At 41.1% G+C, this 16,705-nt stretch carries 15 protein-coding genes; 4 read left to right on the top strand and 11 right to left on the bottom strand.

Features of this window, described 5'->3' with window-relative positions; translation table 11 throughout:
• Positions 1–56: 56 nt before the first annotated feature.
• The 3 genes from bfr (ACXAFM_RS17705) to ACXAFM_RS17715 all read right to left on the bottom strand — a co-directional run bounded on the left by bfr (ACXAFM_RS17705) (position 57) and on the right by ACXAFM_RS17715 (position 2,706).
• A complete protein-coding gene (gene bfr, locus ACXAFM_RS17705) occupies positions 57–524 on the bottom strand; it encodes a bacterioferritin (protein ID WP_014979359.1) in 468 nt (155 codons plus the stop codon).
• The gene (bfr, locus tag ACXAFM_RS17710; RefSeq protein WP_014949586.1) at positions 524–1,000 is read right to left on the bottom strand and encodes a bacterioferritin; all 477 of its coding nucleotides are present in this window, start codon (positions 998–1,000) and stop codon (positions 524–526) included. Before bfr (ACXAFM_RS17710) ends, bfr (ACXAFM_RS17705) begins: the two co-directional genes overlap by 1 nt.
• 134 nt (positions 1,001–1,134) lie before the next feature.
• Entirely contained in the window at positions 1,135–2,706 is a 1,572-nt protein-coding gene (locus ACXAFM_RS17715; protein ID WP_474835597.1) for a cation:proton antiporter domain-containing protein, read from the bottom strand.
• Positions 2,707–3,037: 331 nt separating this feature from the next.
• On the opposite strand from ACXAFM_RS17715, the gene ACXAFM_RS17720 reads away from it, so the two are divergent.
• Positions 3,038–4,669, top strand: a complete 1,632-nt coding sequence (locus ACXAFM_RS17720) for an FMN-binding glutamate synthase family protein (RefSeq protein WP_474835599.1) — start codon at positions 3,038–3,040, stop codon at positions 4,667–4,669.
• 78 nt (positions 4,670–4,747) lie between these two features.
• On the opposite strand, the gene ACXAFM_RS17725 is transcribed toward ACXAFM_RS17720, so the two are convergent.
• Positions 4,748–5,224 (bottom strand): cytochrome C, encoded by a 477-nt coding sequence (locus ACXAFM_RS17725; RefSeq protein ID WP_474835600.1) that lies wholly within the window; start codon positions 5,222–5,224, stop codon positions 4,748–4,750.
• Between the two features lie 203 nt (positions 5,225–5,427).
• Between ACXAFM_RS17725 and ACXAFM_RS17730 the strand changes: the two genes are divergently transcribed.
• Positions 5,428–5,850, top strand: coding sequence for a universal stress protein (locus tag ACXAFM_RS17730; protein ID WP_474835601.1), 423 nt, complete (start codon positions 5,428–5,430; stop codon positions 5,848–5,850).
• Positions 5,851–5,975: 125 nt separating this feature from the next.
• Entirely contained in the window at positions 5,976–6,332 is a 357-nt protein-coding gene (locus ACXAFM_RS17735) for a diacylglycerol kinase (protein WP_474835602.1), read from the top strand.
• Between the two features lie 38 nt (positions 6,333–6,370).
• Here ACXAFM_RS17735 and ACXAFM_RS17740 read toward each other — a convergent pair whose 3' ends face one another.
• The 7 genes from ACXAFM_RS17740 to ACXAFM_RS17770 form a co-directional block, all read right to left on the bottom strand.
• Positions 6,371–6,721: a hypothetical protein gene (locus ACXAFM_RS17740; RefSeq protein ID WP_474835603.1), complete on the bottom strand. Its 351-nt coding sequence runs from the start codon at positions 6,719–6,721 to the stop codon at positions 6,371–6,373.
• A gap of 204 nt (positions 6,722–6,925) precedes the next feature.
• The gene (locus tag ACXAFM_RS17745; protein ID WP_474835604.1) at positions 6,926–8,122 is read right to left on the bottom strand and encodes a tyrosine-type recombinase/integrase; all 1,197 of its coding nucleotides are present in this window, start codon (positions 8,120–8,122) and stop codon (positions 6,926–6,928) included.
• Between the two features lie 1,775 nt (positions 8,123–9,897).
• A complete protein-coding gene (locus ACXAFM_RS17750) occupies positions 9,898–10,650 on the bottom strand; it encodes a sporulation protein (RefSeq protein WP_474835605.1) in 753 nt (250 codons plus the stop codon).
• Positions 10,651–10,730: 80 nt separating this feature from the next.
• Complete coding sequence (locus tag ACXAFM_RS17755) at positions 10,731–12,029, bottom strand: DUF2254 domain-containing protein (RefSeq protein ID WP_474835607.1); 1,299 nt, start codon at positions 12,027–12,029, stop codon at positions 10,731–10,733.
• 146 nt (positions 12,030–12,175) lie between these two features.
• Entirely contained in the window at positions 12,176–12,322 is a 147-nt protein-coding gene (locus ACXAFM_RS17760) for a DUF2256 domain-containing protein (RefSeq protein ID WP_474835609.1), read from the bottom strand.
• Positions 12,309–13,847: a cryptochrome/photolyase family protein gene (locus tag ACXAFM_RS17765; RefSeq protein ID WP_474835610.1), complete on the bottom strand. Its 1,539-nt coding sequence runs from the start codon at positions 13,845–13,847 to the stop codon at positions 12,309–12,311. Before ACXAFM_RS17765 ends, ACXAFM_RS17760 begins: the two co-directional genes overlap by 14 nt.
• A gap of 3 nt (positions 13,848–13,850) precedes the next feature.
• Positions 13,851–15,275 (bottom strand): cryptochrome/photolyase family protein, encoded by a 1,425-nt coding sequence (locus ACXAFM_RS17770; RefSeq protein ID WP_474835611.1) that lies wholly within the window; start codon positions 15,273–15,275, stop codon positions 13,851–13,853.
• A gap of 112 nt (positions 15,276–15,387) precedes the next feature.
• Between ACXAFM_RS17770 and ACXAFM_RS17775 the strand changes: the two genes are divergently transcribed.
• Positions 15,388–16,695, top strand: coding sequence for a DASH family cryptochrome (locus tag ACXAFM_RS17775; protein ID WP_474835613.1), 1,308 nt, complete (start codon positions 15,388–15,390; stop codon positions 16,693–16,695).
• The last annotated feature ends 10 nt before the right edge of the window (positions 16,696–16,705 follow it).

A 16,705-nucleotide genomic window follows, 5' to 3' on the forward strand; every position in this document is an offset into this window, starting at 1 on the left:
TTTAAAGAGCGGCCTTTTTATTAATTACCTGTAAATTGTAGCGTGAACGCTATTTTTTACATTTGCGACTGCAAATAGTTTTGAAGCCCTAAACGCTTAATAAGGCCAAGCTGCTGCTCTAGCCAGTGTGCGTGATCCATCTCTGTATCGTCTAGCAGTACAATAAGCATGTCACGGGTCACGTAGTCTTTCTCGGTTTCACATAGCGCTATCACTTCACGTAACTTTGCATCAACTTCATATTCAACACGTAAATCGCTTTCTAGCATCTCAGGTACATCTTTACCCACTTTGAAGCCTGTGCGCTTCGTCATGTCAGGTGTACCTTCTAAAAACAGCATGCGTTCAATTAGCTTAGTTGCATGTCCACGCTCGTCATCAAATTCATGATCGATGCGTTCGTAAAGCTTATTCAAACCCCAGTCAAGATACATCTGAGAGTGAATGAAATACTGATCCATGGCGGCTAACTCATAAGAGAGTAGTTCGTTTAAGCCATTGATGATTGCTTGGTTACCTTTCATTAGTCATCTCCCATTACTTGCGCTTGTAGGTAGTTCTCTATACCCATAGCATCAATTTGGTATTCTTGCGTTTCAATCCAGTCTAGGTGCTCTTCTTCATATTCAAGAAGGTCTTCAAGCAAATCTCGAGACACATAATCCTGCTTTTCTTCACACAGCGCGATAGCTTCACGAAGTAGTGGAAGCTGTTCCTTTTGAAAACGCGCATCACATGACAGCATTTCAACGGTATCTTCACCGATATAAAGCTTGCCTAACGCTTGAAGATTAGGAAGGCCCTCAAGGAATAAAATGCGCTCGATAAGATCGTCCGCTTGCTTCATGTCCTTGATAGACTTTTTATAATTCTTTTCGTTAAGTTCAGAAAAACCCCAGTTTTTGAACATACGAGCGTGCAGAAAGTATTGATTTATCGAAGTAAGTTCACTTGTCAGTACTTCGTTCAATTTTGCAACAACTTGTTTATCACCTTGCATTGTGTAAACCCTATTAACGTATTTGCGTGAAGTTTAGTCTAAATTTGACCGCATGTCAAAAAAGTCTTTGTAAAACAGTTGTTTACAAACGATAACGTTTCTCAATTCATCCATTGTTCGCATTTAGAACAGCATTACTGTTGTGCACGCGCATAAGCAAGACTTTCTTCAGCAAAACCAAGCCCTGCTTCGGTAAAGAAGTTGAAGACTTTATCTACACCGTTTTCTAATAGATGTGATACTTCATCTTCATAGCGTGCAATGGCTGCAACTTTTCCAACATAGCCTGCGTTTTTAAGCTGACGTGTGATGTTTATTGAGTCCTGTATAGAAGGCAGAGCAAGCAAAACAAGCTGAATCTGTTTGATATCTAAATTATCCCACAAATCGACGTCTTCACCGTCGCCGCATATTACGTTTAAACCTTCGTCTGATAACTCTTTTACTTTTACTCGGTCGGCGTCCATTCCCCATACGCTCACATCACTTAATTTAGATAATGCATTGAAGGCACCGCGACCAACTCGTCCCATCCCCAACACTAAAAACTCCGCGTTGTGGAGAGTAGGATAAATATCTTCTTTTAAGCGCTCGTTTTTCTCAAAACGTTTAATGGTGTGTTTATGATTGTGATATTGAGAATGAGAATTGCGATAGAGCACGCTGGTAATAACGAATGAAATAGAGACGGCTAAAGCAATGACCACTAACCAAGAGTTTGCCAATAAACCTAATGAAACGGCTAGTGCGCCAACAATAAGCCCAAATTCACTGTAATTTGAAAGCACCAAGCTGCTCAAGTAAGCCGTGCGACCGCGAAGGCGAAGTGACGTGAATAAGCCGAAAAAGAGTGCTGCTTTTAATGGTATAAATAAGCAGAACACGATAGCAAGGACAATCATACTGAGATCGGGAAGGGCGGTAAGACCGATAGTAAGGAAGAAGCCGATTAAGAAGAGATCCTTAAAACTAAGCAGTGACTTCGCTAGCTCCGAAGCCTTTTCATGTTGCGCTAACATGATTCCAAAGATTAGTGCCCCAAGATCGCCTTTAATGTTTACCAGCTCAAACAAGTGATAGCCACCCAAGGCGAGGATAAAGCCAGTAAGCGGAAGCAGTTCACCGTGACCCGACTTATTAATCATTTTGTTTATGATTGGCATTGCTGGGAATAAGGCCAACAACGCAAGCGCCCACACAGAGGGGAGCTTTCCAGTTGCTGCAACAAGAAAGATAACAGCAAAAACGTCCTGCATAACTAAAATGCCTATAGCAAGGCGGCCGTGGCGGGTTTTACTTTCACCGCTTTCTTCTAACACCTTAACTACACACACGGTACTGCTGAAACTAAGTGCAAATGCGATAAGCGTAGCGCTTTTCCAAGTAAGGCCGTCAACGAAATTGGCGGCAACCGCACTTATTGCATAAACACAACAAGTAATAACGCCCACCCATATTAAGGTGTGTGAAACACTTCCCGCCCAAACTTCTCGACGACTCAAATCGCGAATATTAAGTTTCAAGCCAATGGTAAAGAGCATAATAGTAATACCCAAATTGGCTATCTGGGTTAAGTCTTCAGTAAGTGTGTAACCTGCAAAGTTTAATAAAAAGCCAGCTACCAAATAGCCGACAAGAGGAGGGATGCCAATTAGTTTTACTGATAAGCCGCATATAAATGCGAAAAGAAGAAATGCATACTCCATGAATTACCTTTCAAAAATGTTGAACGTAAAATCCGTTGCCCTTTACAGGTCACATCATTTCTAACCCAATATAATAAACACTGGATGAATCTAATATTCTAATGCTTTTAGATTAGCATGTAATAGCTTGTTTTCGCAGCTAAAAAAGTATCAATAAGTCATGAATTGGTAACGCGTAACCTCTATTTTGTAAAATCAGGCTAAGTGGTTTTAGATGTAAAATCAGTTGTTTATCGCTAAAGTGAACCTAGTTCCCGATTTCAGGTGTATTGAACAGGGTTATAGGCATATTATCTGATTTTGATATGGCCGAAATTAAGAAGGACTTTGAATGCGTTTAACAATTTTAAGCATACTCATCTTGCTGGTCGCCCTTAATGTGGTGATTGGCATGTTGTGGTCGCCAGTGTGGTGGTTTTTACTTTTATCAGTCACGCTACTCATTTTTGGTCTATATGATGCCTTCCAAACCAAGCATGCCATTTTACGGAACTTTCCATTAATTGGCAGAGTGAGGTGGACCGTCGAGGGACTAAGGCCCTACATCCAGCAATACATCATAGAAACCGATACTGGCGGAGCACCTATTTCCCGCATGTTTCGTTCGATTGTTTATCAACGTGCGAAAAACAGTAGAGAAACAGTCCCTTTCGGTACACAACTTGATACTTATAAAGATGGCTATGAGTGGATTGGCCATTCTTTATCTGCTCGCGAAGTGGAAGACATGGATGAAGATCCCCGAGTGACGGTAGGTGGTCCTCACTGCAAAAAGCCGTATCGTGCTAGCATACTTAACATAAGCGCAATGAGTTTTGGAAGCTTGTCAAAAAATGCCATTTTGGCGCTAAATAAAGGTGCTGCAAAAGGCGGGTTTTACCATAACACAGGTGAGGGGGGGTTAACCCCATATCACCTCGAAAACGGTGGCGATATAGTTTGGCAAATTGGTACGGGATACTTTGGTTGTAGAAGTAAAGATGGCGGTTTCGATCCTGTTCTTTTTGAAGAAAAAGCCAAACTCGACAATGTAAAAATGATAGAAATAAAGCTAAGCCAAGGAGCTAAGCCAGGGCACGGCGGTATTCTACCTGCGTATAAAAATACGCCTGAAATAGCTAAAATAAGAGGTGTTGAGCCTGGAACTCAAGTTGATTCTCCCCCTAGACATAAAGCGTTTGCAACGCCTTTAGAAATGGTTGATTTTATTAATCAGTTACGCAAGTTAAGTGGCTATAAACCAGTGGGTATTAAGCTGGCGCTGGGTAGAAAAAGTGAGTTCATTGCCATGTGCAAAGCCATGGTAGAGAAGGACGTAACGCCAGATTTTATAACGGTAGACGGGGGCGAAGGAGGTACCGGCGCCGCACCGCTTGAGTACACAAACTCTATAGGATTTCCTCTGCGTGAAGCCTTGGCGTTTGTTGACGATTGTCTCACTGGTTTTGGTATTCGTGATAAAATTAAAATTATTGCTTCTGGAAAAATCATTACCGCTTTTCAGTTAGCGAAAAATCTAAGTTTAGGCGCTGATTTATGTAACAGTGCCCGAGGAATGATGTTGGCACTTGGATGTGTTCAGTCGCTGTCATGCAATACGAATAAATGTCCTACCGGTGTAGCAACGCAAGACCCTAAGCTTGCCAAGGGCTTAAACGTTGAAGACAAGTACGAGCGCGTGTACCGCTTTCACAAAAAAACTATTCATGCGCTGATGGATATCTTGTCTTCTACAGGACATGTGAGAACTAGCGAACTAAATCGTACCCATATATTTAGGCGGGTAGATCAGTGTCATATAGCGCGTTACGACGAAATTTTCCCGTTAGTTAAAACAGGAAGTTTCTTAACCGACGACGTTCCCGATAGATTTAAATTACACTTAAAAGAAGCAAATGCTGAAAGCTTTATGCCTTGTAGTTTATTGGCAGAAATAGAGAAAGAAACGAAAGCGGTATCTTAAAAAAGCTAAGCCATGACTCCTAATCAAATACCGATTGTGGAGTCACGCTTAACGATTATTAATACCTAAAACTGCGAGTTAATCTTTAGATTGCTCGCTTGGAATACGCAGTTGATAGAGGCGGTAATCACTAGTCCTGTAGGGTGTTACTTTATATTTAGGCTGAAGATACGCCACTAAATCTATTAATTCAGAAACCGTTAGCTCGTCGTTTATAACTCGCATTAATGACACACCGTCTTCGCTGGTGAAACTGGCAGGCTGTCGAGGAGTAAGTTTGTGTGATGGGTTAATAATACTTGTCACCAACTCTGCATAAGTTTTAATTCTTCCACTGCTGCCTCCCAACGGAATAGGCTTCGCGACTAGGTATTGCGCATTGTCGGACTCTTTTTCTTCCGCGATTCTGTGACAGTCTTGGCACTGATACTTCTTAAATACCAAATAGCCTTTTTCCATATTGCCTTCGGGCAAACTAAAGCCGCGAGGTGACTGCGCGCCCTGGTCACAGGCGAAAAGGAGAAGCGTTGCTATAACAACTATTGCCGTTTTCATACTCATTTCCCTCTTTGTTTTACGATAAAGATACGTAACGTTCGCTAGAACTAATGTGTATACACTGATTATGAATGAGGCTGCAGACTAATCATTGACCTAGCTCAAAGAATAATTATTTGTATAGCACTACTATTTAATGGAATTAGTAAACGTTATGGTAGAAAAGCACTGCTACCTAACAAAAATTGAGGCCAGCCACAATGCAAGGTTACGAGACAATTTTAGTACCTATAGATATTTATTCTGACTACGAATTAGTGGTGGAGAAAGCCATTGCAATAGCGGGCAATAGTCACAAAATTCACCTCCTGTATGTTGCTTATCCACAAACCAATGTAGAGCCTTACGGATTATTCCTAGAACGAGATTTTTCAGAAGAAGTAAGAGAGCAGGCATTAAGGCAATTAAAAGACGTTGCCGCAAAACATGATATACCTTACAGCCACATCAATGTTGAAATAGGCTCGCCTGCGGATAAGATTCACCATATGGCCGAAAAGATTAATGCAGATCTCATTGTTGTCGGCACCCATGGCCAGAGCGGTCTTCGTTTGCTACTTGGGTCAACGGCCAATGCAGTACTACATGGTGTTAAAACAGACGTGCTAGCTGTGAAAGTATAAATCAATGCGGCGATTAGCGTCGAAAATGCTTTAAATATTCATGATAAATACCTTCGCCGTCATGTAGATGTAACGAAGGTCAGTTAGGTTTTGTAAGGCTGTAACTAATCTTAAAATTACTTATCATGATAACGAAACGGACAGGTATTTTACGCGTACTCTATGCCACTTACTATTCACTTAAGGGCCTTCGAGCAGCCTTTTTAAGTGAAGCTGCAGTAAGACAAGAAGTTTTCGCAATATTGATAATGACACCTGTAGCGTTTTTCATCGATGTCACGCATGTAGAACGTATATTGCTGGTGATATCTTTACTCATAGTGCTTATCACCGAGCTACTCAACACCGCTATTGAGAAACTCTGTGATCATGTCAGCACAGACATCCATTTATTAATAGGGCGTGCTAAAGATATCGGCTCGGCAGCAGTGTTCATTAGCTTAATGATGGCCGGCTATACGTGGATTAGCATTCTTTGGTAATGCAATTTGCGATTTATAGGCGTAAAGAAAGCCCTAATTTATAGGGCTCTGATTTTCTGGTTACAACATTCTGATACTAAGGTTCTGATTGTGCTATCTAAATTTTTAATGTGCGAATAATGCAATGAAGTTTCACCACCGTTACTGATATCTTTTATCGTAAAAACAACATCATCGCCTCGTGAAGTTACGCAGATTCTCACGTAATCATCAGATTGAGCTAATGGCACGAGGAGATATAACGGCTCATTGTTTGAGTTTAAATAATCTAATGCTGCTTCTTGTGACTTGAAAGGGTCTTGCTTCTCGGGTTGGACATTCCATGACGACGAGGGAACCACCATTTCCGCGAGTAGTTTTCCATGCTTTGTATCAATACCGCTACTCATATATCACTCCTTTTACTTGAATGTTTGCCAACTTAGAAAATCTATTCATTAATATAGGTTTAGGGCAAATTTACCTTTTGATACGCGAGTAATACAGTTTCAGATTGGTAAAAGAATGAAGAGAGTAGGTGAGTTAGACATTGTTATTGATGTCGTTGGTTATGCGTAACCATGAGCTAATTAAGTTGCTGTATTTAATAAGCTTTATCTTTTCCGTTTTGCCGACAATTTTGCCATTCCACCACGCTTTACGTTAGCCTGTTTTGTATAATGCCCAGGCATTTCTGGTGATTGCCAACCTCCAGCCAGTTGAAGCTCGGGTAAAGATGCACCATCTTCGGCTAGAGAAACTGCACCACCAACACGACCGCTATGAGGGGTAATGTTTTCGCTAATACCTGCGCGTTGAGCAATGCGTTGCCAAATCCTGTAGACACTCGAATAGTTAAGTACATTTGCCTTATGGCTGGGAATGTTCTCATCGAATGGCAAAAGTGCTGTTTTATGGTTTGTTAGTCGTCTAAACAAAACCCCTTTGTGCAGGCCGCGTAAATCTGAAGAAAGGCGAGTTGCTTTAGTTTTTGGGTCAAGATTAGCTTCGTTAATATACTCTTGAACCATAGATATAGTGCTGCAAGAAACATAGCGATATTGACCTTGACCAGACTGGTCGCTTTTCGAAGAAACAACCAACAGCGTGTTATTACGCGCAGATATATCCTCGATGCAAACTCGAACTAATTCATCAGCGCGAAGCAATGCATCAAACATCAGGTTAATGATTGCAAGGTCGCGGAGCTCCAATAAAGAATCAGGAATAATTGCATTGTTTATTTGTTCAAGCATATCTATGGTAAGCGGAACCGCTTGTTTGTGAGACAAGCGAAATTTTCTATTCTCTATAAGCGATAAACGGATGAAGTCTCTTAGATACGCAGATCTAATAATTGGGTTTGGCAATTTAGCCACGCCTAAAAATTTACTAAGGGCAGATAACCGACGCTTAATGGTTCTATAGGCTAGGGGAGAACGACACAAGGCTTCAACATATTGTTTAATGCAGACCTCATTATGTTCGAAGTCATTCTTAAAGCCACTTAATCCAGCTTGCTTACAAAAAATTGCGAACTCATTGTAGTCACTAATGTATGCCCGTTGTGTGTTGTATGGAAGCTTGGTAAAAATATCTTGATAATAGCTCTCAACGTTTTTTTCAGAAGATGAAAATTGACTTGTTGTTAGATCGTCAGAACCTGACGTGTGCTGCTTACCACGAGAGTGCAAGATACCAAAAGCTGGAACTTTGGCGCTACTTGAGTTTTGTGGCTGTGAGCTGCCAGCACTGTTGCTGTTAACTAATTGAGTTGTGAGCAAGTATGAGCTATTAGTTTTTGAGGGCATTGAGCAACCTGGTGAAGACATTAATGTAACTATTATGCTAGATTTAACAGAAATTGATAAGCTATTGATATACAACAATATTCACGCATGATAACTGTAATTATCATGCGTGAAGCTACGCACTAATCCATTCATCATTCCACAAACCGCTTTGCTATTATAACCTCAAGTACATTGCTACTCTACCATATTACTGTATATATAAACAGTTTAGGTGTTTCAATGCCGTCCATTGTTGGCCTATCTCGTAATTATTCAAAACCATATCGCTCGATAAGGCTTGTGGCCTGCTGAGATAGTGCTTTTTTTATGTAATTTAAATCGTGCGCTACGTGAAATCTGCAAGGTAACACCCCGAATGCGCGCTCAGATTTCACGTAGAGGCGCCTAAAAAATAAGCTGAAAAGTGGTGAAAAAACACCCTAAGAGCTTATTTATAAAAGAAGTACCTCACATGATTTACTTCCAACATGTTTGCTGGTTAATCGCACATTTTTCAAAACCAAACGAGTTAAAAATAAACGTTACAAAAGCGGAATAGGCGATAACCTAGTAGTTATTACCTTTGCTTTTTATATGCTTTTCATAGAGCGCCTATCTAATGGCGTCTACGGTACCTTGCCGAATAAACGACGTCTACGCAGATATGAATTCAATAAACATCGCGTCGATAATTATTAATTCTACGTGCTATCCACGCCACCCAACTTTAAAACAACGAACGGTCTCCATGCACGATGTTTAATTTAATAAAAAGTATAGATAATTGGTGATATTTAAAATAAAGAACAATCAATATATGAGTTTTACTGGCAGTAATTATTACATGTAACGCTAAATGTAAGAAAAACCTAAACCTTACAGCTAGTCGTCTTATTTTAGAAATTATATTTAATTTATCAGCGTAAAGCCCTTGGCTGACTTTGTTAATAATTAATATTACTGGCTGTGCATTCATTATTTAAAGTAAAGAAGACTAAAGCCTGATGCATATTTATAGGAGCATGATTAAGTTTATTGTTTGTCTGTATTAATTGTCGTTAAACCTTACGAATACCTAATTATTAGGGGAAGGATAGCGCAGTGCTCCTTGCAAAACTCTATCTGGCTCATTCACCATCAACTTTAATACTCTATTTAACATAATATACATTATACGAAATAGTATATATGGATGATTAGGGCGATGATGCCGCTCTTTTTGGTTGGTTTGTTGGCTGTGATTACTTACAGACTTTTATGCGTGGCTGCTGTGTTGGCACTGTGTTTTGTTTTGGGCTTGTGCGTGAACGTCTAACTTACGTCGATGTTTTTAATTTAAAACTGCTCAGATGATTTGATTTAGGCGTGATAAATTGAATCGTGTGCTACGTGAAATCTGCAGCATGACAGCCCTGATTTTTTTATTTCATTCACATAGCGCACGATTCTATATTTAACCGTTTTGAACTGGTTAGCCTTTAAATTGATGTGTATTAAAAGAGGTTTTTACTTGAATCGTTAGGCTTTAAATATCGGGTGTATTTTTCCTAAGTATTAATTAGAGCTAATTTTAGTGACATTATTGCAGGAATATTAAATGAGTTAGTAATTGAATTGGTCAATCATTCAACATGTGTCGTACTCAATAGCCCTTTTTTTTATCTAGGCTCATGCGATATATTTGAGGCACATTCAGGAAACAGTTTAAAGGATACGGTTATAAAGAAACTACTATAATGAGTAGCACATAAGAGCCGAATAAAGGTTTAGTTACTCGGCACCTTGTCATGAATTTACCCTAGAAGTTGACCGATATAGTGGCGAACTGATTCTGTCGTAACACAGCTATTAGGTATAGATGTGCTCTTATACCCATCACCTAAAAATGCGCGATCGACTTCAATCAGTACGCCAGTTTCATTGCCATTATCAACGAACGTAACTTCTAGTTCTCGAGCGCCAAATAAGCTACGTGATTCTGGCTTGAATTCGTACTCTTGATAACAAGGTAAATGTGATACAAATTCACGAGCGCGAACTCCACCAGATTCTATATCAGATTTGAATAATCGGTATCCGCTGTCAGAAATGAATTTCAGCACCGCTAATTGCGTTTTAGACGGCTCTATCGTTAGGCCATCCTTGTCGCTAGCATCTATTCCAGATTTAATATCTAGTCCTGTTTGCAACCATACTTTACCAATTTGATGACCAAATAGATAAGTTGCCGGTACTTCTGGATGCAAATCTAACGTGAACTGTTTAGTTACGGTTTCACCTGGCTGTATCAACAAGCTGAACGATTGTTGCCAGCTTTGCAGGACGACGCTCTTATTGTATTCGATTTCATTGTCGCCTAAATCTGCCTCTGTCTTCGCGCTAGCCATAACAGCAAACTCTAACCCTTGAAGTTGTTGTTCAACGTCGCCGCCTCGTATAACAACTTCGATATCAAATGTTTGTCCCGCTTGTAATTTATCCGAAAGCAGCAGAGTGTCGACCTTAGCCTTACCAATACCCACACTTGCCAAAAGTTTCTTAAACATATGAATCTCCTCGTTTTTTAATACCAGGTAAACATATTGGCATCGCATTTACAACACAAGTATCTGTTTGTAAGCATTCGTTAATCTGAACTTTGATTGAAACATTTGCTAAGCCTCTCGATATCATCAGAAAACGTTAAATCCTGCTCACTTCTTTTAAAACTTTGTTTCGCGAAATGTGTGGCTGTCTCTTTAAATCCGCTGTTGTTATCAAAACAATTAATAATAGCGTTGAGTGACTTTTGAATGTGAATAGCGACTTCTATATTAGCAGCACCGTCACGGCTAATACTGGTATAAGCGTCGTCAAACAGGTCATGAATAGTTAATTCTGGTACCGAAATTCGGTCGTATTGATAATTCTTATCCTGACGTTCTTGCTCATCCGCTGTGGTATGTTCTGATGTTTGCCACAACAGCAGCAGTCTAGTCACACTGCTAATAATGCTAATGGCTGTTCCGTGATCATTGATTGCGGGTGAAAGTGCTCGGGAAGCGATTTCTGCTAATACAACAAAACCAAAACGTGGATCCGCTTCAAATGAACGCTCCTCAGATATCGTATATGCCTGTTCAATAGCGTCCAAATCATCTTTTTTATTAACATAGGCAAGTACTTTATCTGGCGTAACAAATTCCCCTGGAAGCATATTTACATTAATGAACGCGTCGTTTTCACAGGCCCACCGCTGAATTCGCGCTATATCGATAAGTTGAATGTACCCTACTCGCTGACTAAAAACTGGCTGAGCGCCCTGCTCTTTTATCTTACTTTGAGATATCGCTTTTAAGGGAACAGCCCCTAAACATGGCGTTTTAATTCGATGTTCAATTGCTCTTTGAGTAGCTTTTTCTACTTTTAATATGGTAGAACCCACGCGGCCTAACCGAGCAACGCTGTCTACCCATCGAATAAAGGTTAAAATTACTATCGCAAATGCACAGCACGTTAAACAAAATAATAAGAAGAGCCCTGCTTCATCAAAAAAAGCTTGGGTCATTGCTGTAAGTGCAACAGCACTGTAAATAAATGCCCCAATAAAAACGGACAATGCATTTTGCGATACATCGTCAGAAATAATAAGGCTTAACGATCGCGGCGTTGATGACTGGCTAGCTGAAGCATATGCATTGACCATGGTACCCGCAGAGAATGTGGCAATTACCATCATACTTGATGCCATTATCGAAAGCAGCGTTTCAACTGATTCAGGTTTTATTTCAGGAATATGCTCAGCCAACGATGTTCCGTCTGCCACTTTGGCTAGAAAGACAACTAAAATAGAAAGAAGGCAGAACCCCAATGGTTTTACCCATAATTTCTCTTTAGCATTGAAGATAAGAAAACGCAGTCGATCTACGGTTATTGGTGCTTCCATAACACACTCCTTGTATGGCTCTTCTAATGTATACGAGATGATCGGTGCGAATGTTTAATCGGACATTCCTTGAGTAAGCATAACGAGCGCCAGGCATGTTAAAACTCTGACTTCTCGTATATAGAATGTCGCCGCATACAGCTATATCAGCGGGTCGAACGTTTGTTTTTATTCCCGGCACAGCGCTTAGAGCAATACCGTACGTTTTCCCAGTTTTTCTCCCATTTCTTGCGCCATGTAAACGGTCTTTCACAGACTGGGCACATCTTGGTGGGTAAGTCAGACTTCTTCATTTTTAGTTAGCTTTAATAGAAATATGGTCGCGTCCTGTTTCATGGTTGCTATATTTTCTTCTTTCATCCGCCCATAGGTCTTATAAATCATAGCCATACGGTGATTGTTACTTAACTTTTCTTTGTGCTTATCTATAAAATGCCAATATAGGTAGTTAAAGGGACAAGCTTTTGGTCCCGTTTTCTTTGAAACCTGATAGCCACAGTTCTTGCAGTAGTTACTCATTTTATTGATATAGCTACCGCTAGCGACATAGGGTTTACTTGCTAAGTTTCCACCGTCGCTGTACAAGATCATTCCCGCTACATTGGGCAGCTCAACCCATTCATAAGCATCGGCATAAACAAGCAAATACCACGCTTGTACCTCTTCAGGGCTCAGTTCGGTTAACAGGCTGAAGTTACCAATCACCATCAGCCGCTGTATGTGGTGCGCATATGCGTTTTGTTGGGTCTCTTTTATACATTGGCGCATACAGTTCATGTTGGTCTGTGCATCCCAAAAGAACGAAGGCAACGCGCGGCTGTTGTTAAAGTAGTTATCTGTTTTTAGATTCGGCATAAAATGCCAATAAAAACCTCTCACGTATTCACGCCAGCCTAATATCTGTCGAATAAACCCTTCGGCAGAATTAAGAGGTACTTGCCCAGCATGGTACGCTTGCTCGGCGGCTTGAATGGCTTCTTTGGGGGTTAATAACCCGCAGTTTAGGTAGAACGCGATGTGAGAATGATAAAGCCAAGGCTTGCCCTCGACCATGGCGTCTTGATACTGACCGAAATTTGGTAGCCTTTGTTCTATGAAGGTGTTTAAAACGGTAAGGGCATCTTCCCGCGTGACCGCAAAGTGAAAGTTATCAATATCGCCAAAATGATCGCTGAATTCGTTTTTTACTAGTTCAATTACATTTGAAGTTATGCCGTCAATGTCGAATGTGGTGTGCTTAGGCACTTTGTGAGTTTCTGGCATAGATTCACGATTTTGGGCATCGTAATTCCACTTTCCACCAATGGGGTTTTTCCCCTCCATAAGTACGTTGTGTTTGCGACGCATTTCACGGTAAAAAAACTCCATGCGAAGCTGTTTTTTACCTTCCGCCCACTCTGAAAATTCTTGTGGTGTGGATAAGAAACGATTGTCTTCACAAATAGTAACGGGTTTACCAAGCACGCTTTCCCATTGCTCCATGCTTTTAAGCAAGCGGTGCTCACCAGGCATGGTCACTTTTACTTCATCAAAATCCTTTTCGCTTAATGCGTGCTTCACTTGTGCAAGTAAGTCGCCTTTGTTAGTGCTATCAGTATAGTGAACATAGTTAACATTAAAATTTTCATCACGTAAACGTTTAGCAAAATGGCGCATTGCGCTAAACAAGAACGCTATTTTCTTTTTGTGATGCTTTACATAGGTCGCTTCTTCACGCACTTCCGCCATTAGAATGGTATCTTTGCTTTTCACTGCATCGCTAATTGCCGGTAAGGTCTCGGTGAGCTGATCGCCTAAAACTAAAATAAGTGCCGCCATACCCTACTCTTTTATCTGCTGAAACGCGTCCAGAGCGCGCTGACGTGATGCTTTAAGATCAACAAGTGGCTTCGGGTAATCCTTACCAAGTTCAATCCCTGCATCTTTTAGTATTGCACTAGGTGCTTCCCATGGCTTGTGTATGTACTTATCCGGTAGCTTGTTCAATTCTGGGCAATACTTGCACACATAGTTGCCCTTTTTATCAAACTTCTCTCCTTGTAATATTGGGTTGAAGATCCTGAAGTAAGGTGCAGCGTCTGCACCAGAACCCGCAACCCACTGCCAACTAGCACTGTTACTCGCAAGGTCAGCATCCAGCAGTGTATCCCAAAACCATCTTTCTCCTTCATGCCAGCTTAGCAATAAGTTTTTAACCAGAAACGAGCCAACAATCATGCGCACGCGATTATGCATGTAGCCTGTTTGCCATAGTTCTCGCATACCGGCGTCAACAATAGGAATCCCCGTTTTCCCTGTTTGCCACGCTTCAAGTGCTTTCGCATCTGTACGCCAGGGAAATTTATCGAACTTATCGTTGAAGTTTTTATTTGGAAGCGTTGGAAAATGAAATAGCAAGTAATAGCTAAACTCACGCCACCCTAACTCGCTCAAATAGGTTTCAATGCTTTTGTCTTCATTATTGCCAAATTTATCTTTTATCGCATACCACACTTGGTTGGGTGAAACCTCGCCAAAATGCAGGTGGGGTGATAAGCGCGATGTGCCGCGAGCTGAAGGGATGTCTCGTCCGTCTTTATATTTACGCGCAGAATTTTCAATAAAATCTGCAAGATTATCAGCAGCTCCGTCTTCGCCTGGCGACCATTCTTTCGAAATAGTCTCGTCCCAGTTGATAGTAGGCAGTAAGTTTAGCGACGCTAATTCAATACCTTCATTTTCTACGTCTGCATAAGTTATCCGTGCTGGTGGTGCTTTGGGATATCGCGGCTCTTCTACTTGTAAACAACCTTTCTTGTAATAAGGAGTAAATACGCGATAAGGCGTGCCGTCCTTTTTGAGCACTTTCATTGGCTCCCATAAAAGACTTCCATTGCAGCTGTGCGCTTCGTAATCACTATCAATGAGAAATTGCTTTATCTCTTTGTCGCGGTTTATCTGCCATGGTTCATAGCACCGGTTCCAAAAGATAGCTTTTGCGTCAAAAGATTTCATTAATGTTGAAATTATATCCTTTGGATTGCCTTTAAAAATTTGTAGGTGGCCATTAAGGCGCTGATTCAGAGAAGCCAAAGAATGATGAAGCCACCATTTACTGGCTCCTCCAGGTACTCTTCCGTCAGGGGTTGTATCATCATAAATATAGATGGGGACTATTTTACCCATATCACAAGCTGCATTTAATGCCGGGTTGTCTTTTACGCGTAGGTCTTGTCTGAACCACATGATACTAACGGGAACGGTCACTTTTTTTCCTCAGGCGTTGCGCCAAATTTAAATATTCTTCGTATCTAATGTCTTACGTAGTAAAGCGGATTCGAGATCCGTCTAAATATCAAAAATAACGCTTAAAATTAGTATGATAAATCAACATTCTAACGATAAAACTAAATTTACTGATAATCGAGGCCTATTTTGGTTCAGGCATGACCTGAGACTGCACGATAATGCGGCCATTACAGCGTTGTGTGAACAGGTGAGCCAAGTTACGTTCGTCTATATATTAGATGATAAGAACTTTACGCTCAACGCGTTTGGGCTTAATCCAATGGGCGAGCACAGACACACCTTCTTACTGCAGACATTAGTAGATTTAAAGCAACAGCTAGCAAAGCTTGGGCACGATTTACTTATTGTAAAAGGTAGCACTGCAGAGTGTTTAGTTGAGCTGTTAAGGTCGGGGCAGTACACCCACCTTGGAGTGAGTCAGTACTGTGGTTATGACGAAACAGCAGCGCTAAACACAGTAAAACGTTTTTTTAATTCATTAGCCGTTATCGAAACCTCCACATTTGGTTTATTTGATGAGCAAGCACTACCGTTTGACATAGAAGAGATGCCCGACGTTTTCAGTCCGTTTCGACGCAAAGTAGAGAAACATTGTAAACCATTAGCGGTCCACGCTACCCCAGAGCGCTTACCTCCGCCCTTTAAACCAACGCTAGACGAATCTTTTCTATTAACTCTCGCCCACGATTTACCGGAACCGTCTGAATTATCTTTTGTCGGTGGTGAAACTGCGGCGCTCTCGCATTTAAACAGGTATCTATTTGACTGGCATGCTGCGGCATCCTACAAGGAAACACGTAATGCACTAGATACATGGAAAGATAGTACGAAGTTATCTGCTTGGTTAGCTAATGGTTCTCTTTCTGCACGAGAAGTGATGAGGCAAGTTCATCACTTTGAAGAGACTGTTGAAAAAAATGACTCCACATATTGGATTTATTTCGAGCTGTTGTGGCGAGAATTCTTTCACTGGTTACAGTGTAAATATGGCGCTAAATGGTTTCGCTTTAGCGGCATTCAAGGTAACACTCCTTCCACTTCACATTGCCCTGAGACCTTTGCGCAGTGGTGTGAAGGCTATACTGGATACCCTATTGTAGACGCGTGTATGCGACAACTTGCAGAGACAGGCTATATGTCGAACCGCGGCAGGCAGCTTGTCGCTAGCTGCTTTGTGCATGAGCTGCGACAAGACTGGCGATACGGTGCAGCGTGGTTTGAACATCAATTAGTAGATTTTGATGTAGGAAGTAACTGGGGAAACTGGCTTTACCTAGCTGGTGTGGGGAGTGATCCTCGTGGACACAGGCAATTCAACCTGCAAAAGCAGACTGAGATTTACGACCCAAAAAGCGAATTTCGTAATAAATGGCTGTAGTTACTTAACA

The organism is Alteromonas sp. ABD4_190, assembly GCF_056160105.1.

Excerpts from the sequence above, each read along its gene's own strand:
- ACXAFM_RS17755 (WP_474835607.1), bottom strand. The coding sequence starts at position 12,029 with ATGGAAGCACCAATAACCGTAGATCGACTGCGTTTTCTTATCTTCAAT.
- ACXAFM_RS17730 (WP_474835601.1), top strand. The coding sequence starts at position 5,428 with ATGCAAGGTTACGAGACAATTTTAGTACCTATAGATATTTATTCTGAC.
- ACXAFM_RS17725 (WP_474835600.1), bottom strand. The coding sequence starts at position 5,224 with ATGAAAACGGCAATAGTTGTTATAGCAACGCTTCTCCTTTTCGCCTGT.
- ACXAFM_RS17745 (WP_474835604.1), bottom strand. The coding sequence starts at position 8,122 with ATGCCCTCAAAAACTAATAGCTCATACTTGCTCACAACTCAATTAGTT.
- bfr (WP_014979359.1), bottom strand. The coding sequence starts at position 524 with ATGAAAGGTAACCAAGCAATCATCAATGGCTTAAACGAACTACTCTCT.
- ACXAFM_RS17740 (WP_474835603.1), bottom strand. The coding sequence starts at position 6,721 with ATGAGTAGCGGTATTGATACAAAGCATGGAAAACTACTCGCGGAAATG.
- ACXAFM_RS17775 (WP_474835613.1), top strand. The coding sequence starts at position 15,388 with ATGATAAATCAACATTCTAACGATAAAACTAAATTTACTGATAATCGA.
- ACXAFM_RS17765 (WP_474835610.1), bottom strand. The coding sequence starts at position 13,847 with ATGGCGGCACTTATTTTAGTTTTAGGCGATCAGCTCACCGAGACCTTA.
- ACXAFM_RS17715 (WP_474835597.1), bottom strand. The coding sequence starts at position 2,706 with ATGGAGTATGCATTTCTTCTTTTCGCATTTATATGCGGCTTATCAGTA.
- bfr (WP_014949586.1), bottom strand. The coding sequence starts at position 1,000 with ATGCAAGGTGATAAACAAGTTGTTGCAAAATTGAACGAAGTACTGACA.
- ACXAFM_RS17750 (WP_474835605.1), bottom strand. The coding sequence starts at position 10,650 with ATGTTTAAGAAACTTTTGGCAAGTGTGGGTATTGGTAAGGCTAAGGTC.
- ACXAFM_RS17760 (WP_474835609.1), bottom strand. The coding sequence starts at position 12,322 with ATGAAGAAGTCTGACTTACCCACCAAGATGTGCCCAGTCTGTGAAAGA.
- ACXAFM_RS17735 (WP_474835602.1), top strand. The coding sequence starts at position 5,976 with ATGATAACGAAACGGACAGGTATTTTACGCGTACTCTATGCCACTTAC.
- ACXAFM_RS17720 (WP_474835599.1), top strand. The coding sequence starts at position 3,038 with ATGCGTTTAACAATTTTAAGCATACTCATCTTGCTGGTCGCCCTTAAT.